The organism is Cnuibacter sp. UC19_7 (assembly GCF_042699995.1).
Taxonomy (GTDB): domain Bacteria; phylum Actinomycetota; class Actinomycetes; order Actinomycetales; family Microbacteriaceae; genus Cnuibacter.
In genome coordinates this window covers 1168054-1181528 of record NZ_CP170560.1, presented here as the reverse complement: position 1 = coordinate 1181528, position 13475 = coordinate 1168054, and the positions used below count along the sequence as shown (strand labels likewise).

General features: G+C 70.0%; 12 protein-coding genes. 5 read left to right on the top strand and 7 right to left on the bottom strand.

The features are described 5' to 3' along the window. Position 1 precedes the first annotated feature (1 nt). Genes ACFJGV_RS05510 through ACFJGV_RS05500 form a run of 3 tightly spaced genes read left to right on the top strand, consistent with a single transcriptional unit; the run spans position 2 to position 4411 of the window. Positions 2–1789, top strand: a complete 1788-nt coding sequence (locus ACFJGV_RS05510; protein WP_378147450.1) for a hypothetical protein — start codon at positions 2–4, stop codon at positions 1787–1789. Between the two features lie 16 nt (positions 1790–1805). Continuing rightward, positions 1806–3131 carry a hypothetical protein gene (locus ACFJGV_RS05505; RefSeq protein ID WP_378147449.1) on the top strand — a complete coding sequence of 442 codons (1326 nt, stop codon included), beginning with the start codon at positions 1806–1808 and terminating at the stop codon, positions 3129–3131. 11 nt (positions 3132–3142) lie between these two features. After that, a complete protein-coding gene (locus ACFJGV_RS05500; RefSeq protein ID WP_378147447.1) occupies positions 3143–4411 on the top strand; it encodes a lipopolysaccharide biosynthesis protein in 1269 nt (422 codons plus the stop codon). A 6-nt stretch (positions 4412–4417) separates the two neighbouring features. Here ACFJGV_RS05500 and ACFJGV_RS05495 read toward each other — a convergent pair whose 3' ends face one another. Genes ACFJGV_RS05495 through ACFJGV_RS05470 form a run of 6 tightly spaced genes read right to left on the bottom strand, consistent with a single transcriptional unit; the run spans position 4418 to position 10509 of the window. Continuing rightward, positions 4418–5443, bottom strand: coding sequence for a glycosyltransferase family 2 protein (locus tag ACFJGV_RS05495; RefSeq protein ID WP_378147445.1), 1026 nt, complete (start codon positions 5441–5443; stop codon positions 4418–4420). Continuing rightward, positions 5440–5889 carry a DUF2304 domain-containing protein gene (locus ACFJGV_RS05490; protein WP_378147444.1) on the bottom strand — a complete coding sequence of 150 codons (450 nt, stop codon included), beginning with the start codon at positions 5887–5889 and terminating at the stop codon, positions 5440–5442. Before ACFJGV_RS05490 ends, ACFJGV_RS05495 begins: the two co-directional genes overlap by 4 nt. Next, on the bottom strand, positions 5889–6623 hold the full coding sequence (locus tag ACFJGV_RS05485; RefSeq protein ID WP_378147443.1) for a glycosyltransferase family 2 protein: 735 nt from the start codon (positions 6621–6623) through the stop codon (positions 5889–5891). The genes ACFJGV_RS05490 and ACFJGV_RS05485 overlap by 1 nt, the downstream gene beginning before the upstream one ends. A gap of 12 nt (positions 6624–6635) precedes the next feature. After that, positions 6636–8129, bottom strand: a complete 1494-nt coding sequence (locus ACFJGV_RS05480; RefSeq protein WP_378147441.1) for a DUF2142 domain-containing protein — start codon at positions 8127–8129, stop codon at positions 6636–6638. Then, a complete protein-coding gene (locus tag ACFJGV_RS05475) occupies positions 8126–9286 on the bottom strand; it encodes a hypothetical protein (protein ID WP_378147439.1) in 1161 nt (386 codons plus the stop codon). The genes ACFJGV_RS05480 and ACFJGV_RS05475 overlap by 4 nt, the downstream gene beginning before the upstream one ends. Positions 9287–9330: 44 nt before the next feature. Next, positions 9331–10509, bottom strand: coding sequence for an acyl-CoA dehydrogenase family protein (locus ACFJGV_RS05470; RefSeq protein ID WP_378147437.1), 1179 nt, complete (start codon positions 10507–10509; stop codon positions 9331–9333). Between the two features lie 171 nt (positions 10510–10680). Between ACFJGV_RS05470 and manA the strand changes: the two genes are divergently transcribed. Next, complete coding sequence (manA, locus tag ACFJGV_RS05465; protein WP_378147435.1) at positions 10681–11931, top strand: mannose-6-phosphate isomerase, class I; 1251 nt, start codon at positions 10681–10683, stop codon at positions 11929–11931. Between the two features lie 28 nt (positions 11932–11959). On the opposite strand, the gene ACFJGV_RS05460 is transcribed toward manA, so the two are convergent. Then, the gene (locus ACFJGV_RS05460) at positions 11960–12913 is read right to left on the bottom strand and encodes a GlxA family transcriptional regulator (protein WP_378147434.1); all 954 of its coding nucleotides are present in this window, start codon (positions 12911–12913) and stop codon (positions 11960–11962) included. 183 nt (positions 12914–13096) lie between these two features. On the opposite strand from ACFJGV_RS05460, the gene ACFJGV_RS05455 reads away from it, so the two are divergent. Next, entirely contained in the window at positions 13097–13420 is a 324-nt protein-coding gene (locus ACFJGV_RS05455) for a WhiB family transcriptional regulator (RefSeq protein WP_378147432.1), read from the top strand. The last annotated feature ends 55 nt before the right edge of the window (positions 13421–13475 follow it).

Sequence of the window (13475 nt, the reverse complement as noted above, 5' to 3'; positions counted from 1 at the left end):
CATGACGACGGAAGCTCAGACGCCGCCGCGTCGCAGTGTGCTCGACGCCGTGGCGCTGAAGCCGGGCGGTCGACTCGAGCGCATCAGACGGCGCCTCGTCGGATCGGCGGACGTTCCGCAGCGACGCGGGCTCACCGCCTACGTGTTGTTCATCGCGGTGCTGGTCGGCTACGTCCTCCAGCAGTTGGCTTCGCAGGCGTCGATCTTCGCCAACGGGTCGATGTGGGCCGAGATGGCGACGAACTACTATCAGCGCACCCTCGACACGTCCTGGTTCGACCAGCTCTTCGCTACGGACGCCGGGTACATCCCGCTCCCGCAGCGCATCATCGCGCTCGTGCTCTCCCGGATCGGCGTGTCGACCGAGGTCATCCCTTACGCATACACGATGGCCGGACTCGTGCTGGGCGGACTTCTCGTCGCCGCCATCTGCCTGCCCCATTTCCGGCCGCTCATCGGAAACGACTTCCTGCGTGCGGCCGCTGCCGCCGCCATCCTCTTGATCGCGGACTTCGAGACGCGCACGTTCATCAACTTCACCTACTTCGCGATCGTCTTCACGATCGCCGTCGGCGCCCTCGCCATCGCGTCTCCGCGACGGGTCCCCGCGTGGGCGTGGGTCCTGCCGCTTCTGATGATCTCGAAACCCGCCGTGATCACGGTGCTGCCCTTCGTGCTGTTCGCCGCGATCCTCAGCGGTCGGCGCTTCCGCCTGATCGCTCTCGTCTCCTCCGTCGCTGCCCTGGTTCAGCTGGCCACGCTCTGGCGGTCCCTGCAGAGTGCGAGCCTCTACCAGGACAACCCTGACTCGTCACTGTTCACAAAGGGGCTCTCCGCCCTGACCAACTTCCTGGGATGGCTGGCCACCATCGTGCTCGGACAGAACGGCAACGCGCCTGTCGCGGTCCAGCTCGTCGTCGGCGCCGTCGTACTGGCCCTCGTCGTTCTCATCGTGATCGTCGACCGCCGTCCCACGTCGGCGTTGGTGATCGGCGGTCTCTCCGCGGTGCTGTTCGGCTGCGCGCTCAACGCGACGACTTACAGCCTGGTCTTCACGAGCGACCTGAGCATGGTGACAGGCGTCACCGACCGCAGGGTCTTCGGCGTCATCGAGGGGCTCATGGTCGTGGTGGTCGCGCTCGTCGCGACGCTCTCGGAACGCCGCTGGCACGTCATCCCCGCTCGAGAGGGGGTGCGGCGCTGGATGGCAGCGGCCGGCGTCGTGGTGTTCCTCGCCTGGTTCGTCCTCGCCGGGTGGGCGCATGTGGCTCGCGCGGCGAGTGCTCCGCACCTCTTCGGGTCGTCGGGAGTCAGCGAGTGGCAGCGCGATGCGGGTCTGCTCGACGCCGGTGTCGAGGTGGTCTGCACCCCGATCGATCCTTTCGGATGGGTCGCGGGTCGCGACTGCGGCAACCTCGACTTCGCGAACTCCCGTGAGGTTCCGTTGGTCTTCGTCCCCGGAAGGACGGCGGATGAGATCACGCTGGAAGCGCCTGTGGGTGCGACTGCCGGCCAGGTGGAGTCGCTGGCCATCGTGGTCCGTCCAGGCAGTGGCGATGGCACGGTGTCGGGCACGGTCACGCTCGTCAGCGCAGACGGTTCGGAGATCGAGATGGTCGGCCAGGCGGACGTCCCCGCCGAGGGCGGGATCCTCCAGTTCGATGCGCCTCGTGGCCCCGCGACCGATGTCGTGGAGGCGCGGATCTCCTTCGACGCGCCGGTATCCGTAGCGGAGCATGCAGGCGCGGGTGGACAGATGGTCCCCGCGGTCCTATGGATGGGACGTTGACCTGACTATGCGGGGGTTGCGTTCCGCGCGGTTGCGCTCCGTCCTCGCGCCGCTGGTCTTGATCCTCCTCTCGTTCCTCTCGGTCCTCGTCCACGTCCCAGGCAACACGGCTCTCTCGCCGATCGACGAGTTCGTGTACGTCGACTACCTCGAGAAGGTCCCGACTGAGTTCGTCGTGACGCAGGGCGAGCCCACGGGCGACTACGCACGAGGGGAGTGGCTGTGCAAGGGAGTGCGCCTGGTTCAGGATCCGCGCCCGGCAGAGTGCGCCGCGTTCACCGCTGCTGCGGAGCCGACCGTCGACTGGCCGTTCGCGGGCAAGACCTCTGCCGACATCTACACTCCGCTCTACTTCGCGGTCACCTGGGTCCTCGCGCAGCCGTTCCGCCTGCTCGGCGTGTCAGATCTCGCAGACGCCGGCTCTTACGCCGGCGCGATCTGGCTCTCGGCAGGCATGCTCTTCCTCTTCGCAGCGCTCCGGCGCATCGGGGTCGGGCGGGTACTCGCCGTCTCCCTGGGCGCCGTGCTCATCGCCACGCCCGCGGTGTTCTGGTCGTCGACCTACGTCAGCACCGATGCGCCGTCCTTGGCGGTCGGAGCCGCCTTGCTCTGGCTTGCCGTCCGGATCATGCAGGGCAGGTCCGGCAGGATCGCGCTCCTCGCGGTGTCGTTCCTCGGTGTGCTGCTCAAGGTGCAGAACATCCTCGCGGTGGCGCTCGTCGGCCTCGCCCTCATCGGCCACGCCTTGTCGTCGGCCTGGCGGCGGCGCCGTGACGAGACCGGCGGTGGCTGGTTCTGGCGGACCCTCGCTACCCGTGACGTCATCACGGCAGTGCTCGCGGTCATCCTCTCCGCGGCGGGCCAGGTCGTCTGGCTCGCCGTCCGCGCGGCGGTCTCGTCGGGACCCTCGCCCGACCAGGGCGTCGGCGCCCCCCTCACCGTGGCCGCGATCGTGCGCGAGGCCCTGAAGTTCCTGCCGGCTGCGGCGACCGACCCCACAGGGGGCGCCAACAGCATCGCCCTCGTCATCGCCGGCACGATCGTCTCCTGGATCTCGATCATGGGCGTCTTGTGGCTGACCGTCGCTGGGCGTGAGGGCACGCCCGAGGTGTGGATCGCGCGGAGCGCTCTCGTCGTCTCGGTCATCGGGGGTCCGCTCCTCGTGGCGAGCACCGTCCTCGTGAGCGGTTACTACTTCCAGCTGCCTGTCCGGTACGGGATCGCGCTGATCCCGGCTTTCCTTCTCGCCGCCTCCGTGGTGCTCAAGGATCGCCGCGGGGTGGTCCGGTCGTTCGCCGCGATCTCGGGACTCGTCTACCTCGCCGCCCTGGCCGGCACGTGAGCGTCGACGGCGTGGGCCGCGAGCCTGACGTGCGCGGCTCCGCGCTCTGGTCGACGATCGGCATCGGGCTCCAGGGCCTCGTCCGGCTGGCCTACACCGTGCTGGTCGGTCGGATCTTCGGGCCCGAGGTGCTGGGACACACGTCCGCCCTGCTGACGCTCTCGATCATCCTCACCCTGCTCTGGCCGGTGCCTGCGGCGAACTCGGTCTCCCGCTTCTTCGCGCTCGCCGACGCCGGCGGACACGACCGCTCCGCGCTGCAGCGCACGCTCGTCGGCTCCGTGTGGGTCTCCCTGGGCGCGCTGGCGGTGATCACCGTGCCGATCGCACTCTGGCTCGGGAGCGATCCGCTGGGCGCCTTCCTGGGAGCATTCCTCGTGGTCGCCTACAGTGCCTACATCTTCACGCGCGGCGTCAAGCTCGGCGAGCACCGCGCCCGCTTCGTCGCGCTCGCCGACGCCGCCACATCCGCTCTGGCGTTCGCCGCCCTGGTGGCTGTGCTCGTCGCGGGGCTCGAGCCCCTCATCCTGGTGCCCATCAGCCTCGGGTACGCCGTGTTCGCCGTACTGTCCTGGCCTCGGCGCCCGAAGCCGCGCAGTGCCGAGACGGCGGCGGGAGGGGAGGTCGACCCCGCCGAAACGCGTGCAGCTCTCCGCTTCGCCGCATGGAACGTCCTGGGCGGGTTCGCCACCAACGGTCTGCTCCAGCTCTCGATGCTCGCCGCCCAGGTGCTCGAGCCGGGCATCCCGGCCGGTCTGTTCGCCGCGGCCTTCTCGCTGGCCACGCCCGCCTCCATGCTCGGCCAAGCGGTCAGCCAGGTGGTCATCCCGCAGTTCGCCTCTCAGGGCCGAGGGGCCATCCTCCGCCAGCGGTCCGCGATCGTGCTCATGCTGGGCTTCACCGGGGTCTGCGCGGTGGCGTTCGGCCTGATCGCGGCGCTCGCCCCGTTCGTGCTGCCCCTGCTCTACGGGGCGGCGTACCAGGAGTCGGTGCTGATCCTCGAGCTCCTTCTCGTCGGGGTCTTCGTCTTCACCATCGGTCTCATCCCCGCGGCACTCCTGCTGGCCGGGGGCCACTCCAAGACGGTCTCGCTGGTGTCGGCCGCCGGGTTGGTCGCGGGCCTCGTCGTGCTCGTCGTGTTGGCCACGCCGCTCGGGATGTACGCGGGCATCGTGGCCTTCGGCGCGGGATCCATGATCACGCTCGTGCTGCTGATCATCGCGGGCTCGGTCGAGCGGCCCCAGCCCGACGACCTCGTGCCCGAGGCGACGACCGGCTGAGCGCGGTCAGATGAGCCGCCGCGCCACTGCCCAGTAGCCGCGCACGATCGCCTGGAGCACACCTGCGCCGGGGGGCAGCGGGACCGCCCGCGTGTCGAGAGTGGCAGTGAGCATGCTCGCCATGAAGCGGTCGTCCCTGACCCGCTCCGCCAGCACTGCGCGTCGGCGCTTCGCCAGCCACCTGCGGTGGTCGGCGATCCAGCGTCGCGCCCTCCGCTTCTCCGCGCTCCAGCCCTGCGCCCGAGCCAGGGCGATCATCGCCACCTCGAACGCGGCGGTGGGGAGCCACGTGGCGGCCCGAAGGCGCGGGCCGTAGAGGGACCGGAGGAAGATCTGCCGGTTCTTCTCGAGCAGGTACATCTTGAGGGCGTTGCGGCTGAACTCGTAGTGGTGCAGTACCACCGCATCGGGGACGAAGACGACGCGGCGGCCGAGCAGCCAGGTGCGCCAGCTGAGGTCGACGTCTTCGTGGTAGGCGAAGTACTGGGTCTCGAAGCCCCCGAGCCGCCGCCACCACTCGGCACGTATCGCCAGCCCGGCGCCAGAGGCGGAGGTGATGTCGGCGAGGGCGGTATGTGCCGAGGCAGGCTCGCCCATGGCGCCCGCCCAGCTCAGGCCCACCAGATGGACCGGATTGCCCGCCGAGTTCATGGTGTCAGGGGAGTCGAACAGCCGGATGCTCCCGCTCGCGATGCCGACATCGGCCGACGACGCGACGTGCACCAGCCGAGAGAGGGCGTCGGGGGCCATCTCGGCGTCGGAGTTGAGCAGCGCGAGGAAGTCCTCCGCGAGGCCTTCGGCACCGGCGTTCACGCCTCCGGCGAAGCCCAGGTTCTCGGCCGGGGTCACCAAGCGCACACGCGGGTCGTCCGGAAGGGACGCCAAGGCTTCGGGCGCGCCACCGTTGTCGACCACCACCACGGTCACGTCGACACCGGTCGACGCGAGGGCGGAGTCGACAGCCTCGCGAAGGTATGGCTCGGGCCCGTAGGCGAGGACGACGACGCGGACCGTGGGCAGCACGCCGCTCACCGCGCCTCCGCTCCGTCGGTGCCGTGATCGGGCGATCCGTCGGCCCTGCCCCGCCCATCGGGCTCGCCGGGTCCTTCAGGTTCCATCTGGACGGCCTGTCTGTCCTCCACAGCGCGCAGGCGGTACTCGATGATCGCCACGTGCTCGGCCAGCGACCGCGTCTGATCCTCGAGCCGGGTGAGCTCACCGCTGTGCTGCACCGACACGAGGAACAGGATGACGATGCTGACGAAGAAGGCCAGGTTGGCGGGCACCGTGATGCCGAAGACCCCGGCAGCGGCTTCGAGGATCTGCGGGAACACGGTGATCACGAGTGCGAGCACACCGGCGACGATCCACCACACGGCGTGACGTTCGCGCACCCGTCGGCGTCGGAGCAGTTCGAAGATCGCGACGAGGACTAGGACTGCCGCGACGATGCCGAACACGTAGCTCGCCACCGACATCAGGCGCTCTTCATCTCGGCGACGACCACCGCGGGGCGCCACATGGCCACGAGGAGGGCCATGCAGGCTCGCCCCAGGTAGACGGTCGACTTCCACGGGTTCTGGGAGGGGGTGCCGCCGGCTCGCGGACGCATGGACACCGGGATCTGGGCGACGCTGAGCCCGGCCCGGGAGGCGAGCACGAGGGACTCGACGGTATCTCCCAGATACTCGGCCGGGTAGTGGTCGGCGAACAGCTCGATGGCGCGCGGACCCGCCCCGCGGAAGCCCGAGGTGGTATCGGTGAGCCGGGTCTTCGTGATGCGGCTGAGAGTCGTCGCGAGCACGCGCATGGCCCACTTCCTCGGCCCGCGCACCTCATAGTCGCCCTCGCCGGCGAAACGCGCGCCGATCACGACGTCGTCGTGCTCCAACTGGGCGACGATGGCCGGGACCCCTGATGGGTCGTGCTGGCCGTCTGCGTCGACCTGGACCACGGCGCGGTACCCACGCAGCCGGGCATAGAGGAACCCGGTCCGCATCGCGCCTCCCACGCCGAGGTTGAACGGCAGCTCGACCACCATCGCACCCGCCGAACGAGCCTGAGCGGCGGTGTCATCGTGGGAGCCGTCGGACACGACGAGGACGGACACGCCTGGGAGCTTGGCGAAGACCTCGCGGACGACACCCGCGACCGCCTGCTCCTCGTTGTACGCGGGCATGACGATGAGTGTTCGGTCGAGTGCCCCGTGCATCCTGGAATCGTATCAGCGAGAGCTCACGGGCTGAGTCGGCCTAGAGCTGGCCGCCGCGATGGAACGGCGCACGAGGAGCACCGCTGCAGTCATCACGATCGCGTAGAGCACCGCGAGGAGCAGCCAGCCGCCCGGGGGCTGCCAGGCCGGTCGCGAGAGCATCGCCACCAGGAAGCTGTCGCCCGAGACGTAGCGTCGCAGAACCATGAAGAACACGAAGGCCTGCGCCGCGGCGATCAGCGCCAACCCGACCGTGCAGAACCGGAGCACCGCCGGACCCGCGGAATCCGAGGCGTCGTCCAGCGCGATGCCCACCATGAGGAGGAGACACACCAGCACCGCGAGGATGTACCGGCCCTGCCAGATGTATCCGAGCGTGCTCACCACGAGGGCCTGCGACACCGCCGGTACCAGCACCAGAGCCGCGCCCAGGAGGATCACCGCCAGACGAGCGCGTCCCCGGGCGAGCACGAGCGCGGCGATCGTCGGACCGCCGATGGCGAGGGCGTAGACCACAAGGGTGAAGGTGGGTGACGGGGTGTCGACCCAACCGAACAGGCCCACCGCGCCGTCGAGGTCGAACGACCGCAGCAGCATCGTCTGAAAGCCCTGCAGCGGGCTCGTCCCGGCGCCCGAGAAGACGGCCGAGCCGACCGTCGGCAGAGTGATCGTCCAGGCCACGGCGAGAAGGCACACTGCGGCGCACAGGCCGGCGGCGACCCACGCCAGCGGCCGACGCACGAGGTCGCGCACGACGGCCGGATCGGCGATCAGTGCCGCGGCCGCCGTCGCGATGACGACCCACAGCAGGCCGATGCTCCGCGATGACGTCACGAGAGTGGCCGCGAGGAGGAGCAGCCCCACACGCTCGAGGAGGACGCGCCCCTGTGCAGGCACGCGCAGCAGGGCGACCAGAAGGGCGAAGACCGCGCCGGCCGCCGCGGCCTCGACACCGTTCGGATTGACCGACCCGCCGAGATACAGGAGCATCGGGGTGGACGCCACGACTGCCGTGAGCGACGCCCAGCGCGATCGTGGGAGCTCCCGGAGCGCGAAGAAGATCGAACCGATCATCACGGCGGTGAGAAGGGCCGAGACCAACCGCATGGCGTACAGGGCGACGTCTCCGCTCAACACGAGGGAGGGCAGTCCGACGACCGCGTAGTACACCGGACTTCCCGTGTTCGCCGAGTGCGAGGAGACCACCAGGTCGTCGGGCGAGGCGACGTCGTGTGGCTGGCAGTCTGCGGTGACCGACGGATCGAACGCGGTGCACGCGTAGGCGGCCGTTTGTGCCACGTAACGCGGGACCATCACGTCGCTCAGCGACGGGTCGGTCGCATTCGGCGTGCCGTACGCGTCGCCCCGCACCGTCGAGGCGGCGCGGATCATGTGGCTGGGCTCGTCGGGCGACGTGCCGAGTGGCGACGCCAGGCTCCAGAGCACCATGGCGAGGAATGCGACCAGGGTCGCGATGCCGAAGACGCGCCAGCGCGCTGCGGTCACCGGGCTGCTCCGACAGGCTGCGCGGTCGACACCGCGGGATGGGGCACCCCCAGATCGAGCCCGACGCGGTGGTTGTCGAGCTTGGAGTGCACGGCCAGCGCGATGAGCAGCATCCAGCCGCCGGTGACGATCATGACGTCGTTCCAGACGCTCACCGTGACGAGGGCGGTGGAGACGAGGGCCGGGTAGAGGGTCAGGGGTACGTACTCGCCCGGTGCCCCGCGGGCATCGAGCGGTCGGTCCACCGCGAACCACCACAACCGGTAGAAGAGCCCGGTGATCAGCGCGGCGAGCAGCAGCACGCCGACGATCCCCGCGTGCTGCTGCACATCGGCCCACGCGCCGACGGACTGCGCCGACCAGGCCAGCGCGATCACCACGCCGAGCTTCACCAGCCCCATCACGACCAGCAGCACGACGCGGGTGACGGGTCCGACGCGGCGGGCGAGCACCATGACGCCGAGCATGAGAGCGCACACCGCCGTGGCGGTGAGCACGGGGAGATCGCGGGTCAGCGCGATGGTCGCAGCGCCGAGCACCAGCCAGATCACCGCGGACGCCGTCGGCCGCAGCGATTGCGCCCACTGCACGCCGACCGTGATGACGAGCAGGAGCGCGATGAACCCGAGCGCGGGGGAGGACCCCACGAGACCCTGGATGTGGCCCTCGCGGAACAGGGCGCCGTACGTCCACACCGGCTCGCCTTCCCGGGGCACCAGCGGGTGGACGGGCTGCCGTACGAAGACGGCCACGACGAGCTCGAACAGCAGGGAGAACGCGATGAGGAAGATGAACGCCCTGGTCAGGGCGGAGAGGAGTACCGGCCAGGTCAGTCCGGCCGCCAGGAACAGGCCGACCACGAGGCCGGCGAGCTGCGCGAACACCACCAGCGCATCCTCGCCGGGACGCTGCGTGAACGGGATCGCGACCAGCAGCACCAGCACGTAGAGCAGCAGCGTCTTCGGCAGCCGCATCACGGGGAGGTTCCGCCACAGACGTGTGCGGGTGAGGTGGACCGCGGTGACCACGACCAGCAGGCCGGCGAGGCCGAGGTAGCCCCAGACCCCGAGGAGGTCGCGCCAGAACCCGGCGCCGAAGCCGACCAGGAGGGCGGCGACGGCGAGCCCGCGGCCGGTCACGTCGATCGGATAGCGCACCCAGGGATCCTATCGGCGCGCGGCCCCGATCGACGTGGCCCGGCTCAGACGAAGGCGGCGGAGCCGGTGAGAGCGCGCCCGACGATGAGGGTGTTCATCTCGCGCGTGCCCTCGTAGGAGTAGAGCGCCTCCGCGTCGGCGAAGTGGCGGGCCACGTCGTACTCGAGCACGATGCCGTTGCCGCCGAGCACCTCGCGGGCGTGCGCGACGGTCTCGCGCATCCGGGCCGTCGTGAAGGCCTTGGCGAGCGCGGAGTGCTCGTCGCGCTGGGTTCCGGCGTCGAGCATCTGCGACACGCGCACCACCATGCCGAGGCTCGCGGTGATGTTGCCCATGCAGAGGACGAGGTGGTCCTGCACCAGCTGGTGCGAGGCGATCGGCTTGCCGAACTGGACGCGCTCGCGGGCGTAGCGGAGCGCCGCCTCGTAGGCGCCGATCGAGTTGCCGACGGCGGCCCAGGCCACCTCGGCGCGGGTGAGGCGGAGCACCTTCGCCGTGTCCCGGAACGAGTTCGCGTTCTGCAGGCGGTTCGACTCGGGCACGCGGACGTCCTCGAGCGTGATGTCGGCGTTCTGCACGATGCGGAGGCTCTGCTTGCCCTCGATCTTGGTGGCCGTGAACCCGGGGGTGGTGCGGGGCACGATGAAGCCCTTGACCTGGCCGTCCTCCGCGGACTTGGCCCAGATCACGGTGATGTCGCCGAAGGTGGCGTTGCCGATCCAGCGCTTCGAGCCGTTCAGCACCCACTCGTCGCCATCGCGGGTGGCGACGGTGCGGAGGCCCTGGGCGGAGTCGGAGCCGGAGTCGGGCTCGGTGAGGCCGAACGAGCCCACCACCTCGCCGGCGGCCATCTTCGGCAGCCACTCCTGTCGCTGCTCAGGTGAACCCCCGACGCTGATCGAGCCCATGGCGAGACCGTTCTGCACGCCGACCAGGGTGGCGATCGAGGCGTCGACCCTGGCCAGCTCGAGAGCGACGAACCCGCGGAACACCGCCGAGTTCTCGAACGGCCGCGTCTCCTCCCAGGCGAAGCTGTAGACGTCCTGCGCGGCCAGGCCCTTCACGGTCTCGTGCGGGAAGGTGGCGGCCTCCCAGTGCGCGTTGACGATCGGCTTCACCTCCGTCTCGAGATAGTCGCGGAGCGAGGCGAGGGCCTGCTTCTCGCGATCGGTGAGGAGGTCGGCGTATCCGTAGAAGTCGCTGGCGAGGGGCTCGAACGTCATCGGTGATGCTCCAGTGCGGGTGAGGCGGTGGGTATTCGAGCGGGAGCCTAACGGCGCTGTCAGAATGAGCGCCGAGCGGTTGGTACTTTGGTCTAAAGACCCGTGTCGACGCCTCCGACGGATTGTAGGCAGGTGCCAACCGGAGAGACGTCCTACGGGAGGAACGAGACAGTGTTCGTCGAGATCACCAACACGCCGCGCGACTACGCCTGGGGGTCCGAGACCGCCATCCCCGATCTGCTCGGCTCTCCCCGGACCGGCGAGCCGCAGGCCGAGCTCTGGCTGGGCACGCATCCGTCGAACCCCAGCCGGGTCGTGCATCCGGATGCGGTCGGCGGAGCCGCCGACCTCGCCGAGCTCCTCTCCCGCGAGGGACTTCCGCCCCTGCCGTTCCTCCTCAAGGTCCTCGCCGCCGAGCGTCCGCTGTCGCTGCAGGCTCACCCCACTCCCGAGCGGGCCCGCGAGGGCTTCGCGCGCGAGAACGCCGCCGGGGTGCCGATCGACGCACCCCACCGCAACTATCGCGACGCGTCGCACAAGCCCGAGGTCGTCGTGGCGCTCAGCCCCACGTTCGACGCGCTGTGCGGGTTCCGCCCGGTCGAGGAGGTGCGCGACATCGTGAACCTCTTCGTCACCATCGACAGCGCCCGTTCGGCGCCGAACTGGGACGTGCTCGGCCGGCTCGTGCACTACCTGGAGGACTCGCAGGCCATCGGCCGGCCCGACGCGGAGGTGCTCCAGAAGGCGTTCGAGTGGCTCGTCGCCGGCGGCCCCGAGGTCGAGGAGCTCGTCACGCACGTGGTGCTGCTCGCCGAGATGGCCCTGCACCCCGCGCACGCCCACATGACGGAGCCCTACACGAAGGCCGTCGAGACCGTCGTGCGCCTCGGCGAGGAGTACCCGGGCGACCCCGGCATCGTGGTCTCGCTCCTGCTGAACCGGGTCACGCTGACCGCCGGCGAAGCGCTCTTCCTGCCCGCGGGCAACATCCACGCCTACCTCTCCGGCCTCGGCGTCGAGCTGATGGCGTCGAGCGACAACGTGCTGCGCGGGGGACTCACCCCGAAGCACGTCGACGTCGCCGAGCTGCTCGAGGTGCTCGAGTTCGACGTGCTGCCGGTTCCGTACCTGCGGCCCGGTCACCCGGTGCCCGGTCTCAGCGTGTTCGCGCCGCCCGTGCCCGACTTCGAGCTCGTACGCGCCGATCTCGACGGCGAGCAGGGGCCGTCGTCGGCCGAGTACGAGCCCGCGGGCGGGGCGATCGTGCTCTGCACGTCCGGCGCGGCCTCGATCGCCGGCGCCCATGGCTCCATCACGCTCGTGCGCGGCCAGGCCGCCTACATCTCGGCCGACGAGGGTGCTCTCACGCTCGCGGGCACGGCCACGCTCTTCCTGGCCGCGCCGTCGCGCTCGGCGTCGTGAGCCGGGCCGACCGCACGCGGAGCGTGAGCTAGGCCGACCGCACGCAGAACGTGCGCCGGTAGGCGGCCGGGGTGGTCGCCAGCGTGCGGGCGAAGTGGTGGCGCATCACCGCGGCCGTGCCGAACCCGCTCTCGCCGGCGACGGCGTCGAGCGGGAGGTCGGTCTGCTCAAGCAGCTCCTGAGCCCGCAGCAGTCGCTGCCGGTTGAGCCAGGCCCCGGGGGTGGAGCCGAGCTCGGCCTTGAAGCGGCGCGCGAACGTGCGGGGCGACATGATCGCCCGCTTGGCGAGCTGGTCGACCGTGAGGTCCTGATCGAGGTTCTGCATCATCCAGTCGGTGACCGCGGCGAACGAGTCGTTCGGCTGGATCGGGATGGGGTTCGCGATGTACTGCGACTGCCCGCCGTCGCGCTGGGGCGGCACGACCATCCGCCGTGCCACCACGTTGGCCGATGCGGCGCCGAGCTCCTTGCGGATGAGGTGCAGGCAGGCGTCGATGCCGGCGGCCGTCCCCGCGCTCGTCACGACGGTGCCGTCCTCGACGAAGAGCACGTCGGGATCGACCTCCACCTCCGGGAACTCTGCCGCCAGCCGCGCGGCGTGCATCCAGTGCGTGGTGGCCCGGCGCCCGTCGAGGAGCCCCGCCTTCGCCAGGGTGAACGCGCCGCTGCAGACGCTGAGCACCCACGCTCCCCGGGCGACCGCGTCGCGCAGCACGTCGGCGACCGCGGGATGCACGTCGTCGTCGACGCGGTGCGCGGGCACCGCGATCAGGTCGGCGGCGTACGCCTCCTCCAGGCCCTTGTCGATCACCATGTCGTAGCCCATGCTCGTCGTCACGGCCCCGGGCTCGGCAGCGACGATCGAGAACTCGAACCTCGGGCCGCCCATCTCGCTCCGGTCGATGCCGAACGCCTCGCACACCACCCCGAACTCGAACGGGGCGACTCCGGGGACGGCGATCAGGGCGACACGACGCAACATGACGGCAGGATATCGATGGTCACCGCGTAAGCGCCAGTGCGTCGTCGACACGATCCGTGTCGGACCCTCGAGGACCGGTTGAGGGTTTAGCATCTGCGACTTGACGCAAAGGAACTACATCGGTGTAATTAGTTAAAGGGGTTCACCGGCAGGTCGCAGCGAATTCAGAAGGGTGGCCGTGATATGGCAATGTCCGAGTATCGCGCAGGGGTCCCCGACGACTGGTTCGTCGATCCGGTCCAGCTGGGTGTCCCCGGTGTCCGCAAGGTCACCACCGAAGACGACGACGCGCTCGCCTGGCAGGCCGACTCGCTCTGCGCTCAGACCGATCCCGAGGCCTTCTTCCCCGAGAAGGGCGGCTCGACCCGCGACGCCAAGCGCATCTGCGCCTCGTGCGAGGTCAAGGCGCAGTGCCTCGACTACGCGCTCGCCAACGACGAGCGGTTCGGCATCTGGGGCGGCCTCTCCGAGCGCGAGCGCCGCAAGCTCCGCAAGCGCGCCGGCTGAGCCTCCGCTCGGCCCTCTCCGTACCGGGTGCACGGCATCCGCACTCATAGGGCGT

Excerpts from the sequence above, each read along its gene's own strand:
- ACFJGV_RS05460 (WP_378147434.1), bottom strand. The coding sequence starts at position 12,913 with ATGTTGCGTCGTGTCGCCCTGATCGCCGTCCCCGGAGTCGCCCCGTTC.
- ACFJGV_RS05485 (WP_378147443.1), bottom strand. The coding sequence starts at position 6,623 with ATGCACGGGGCACTCGACCGAACACTCATCGTCATGCCCGCGTACAAC.
- ACFJGV_RS05490 (WP_378147444.1), bottom strand. The coding sequence starts at position 5,889 with ATGTCGGTGGCGAGCTACGTGTTCGGCATCGTCGCGGCAGTCCTAGTC.
- ACFJGV_RS05470 (WP_378147437.1), bottom strand. The coding sequence starts at position 10,509 with ATGACGTTCGAGCCCCTCGCCAGCGACTTCTACGGATACGCCGACCTC.
- ACFJGV_RS05455 (WP_378147432.1), top strand. The coding sequence starts at position 13,097 with ATGGCAATGTCCGAGTATCGCGCAGGGGTCCCCGACGACTGGTTCGTC.
- ACFJGV_RS05510 (WP_378147450.1), top strand. The coding sequence starts at position 2 with ATGACGACGGAAGCTCAGACGCCGCCGCGTCGCAGTGTGCTCGACGCC.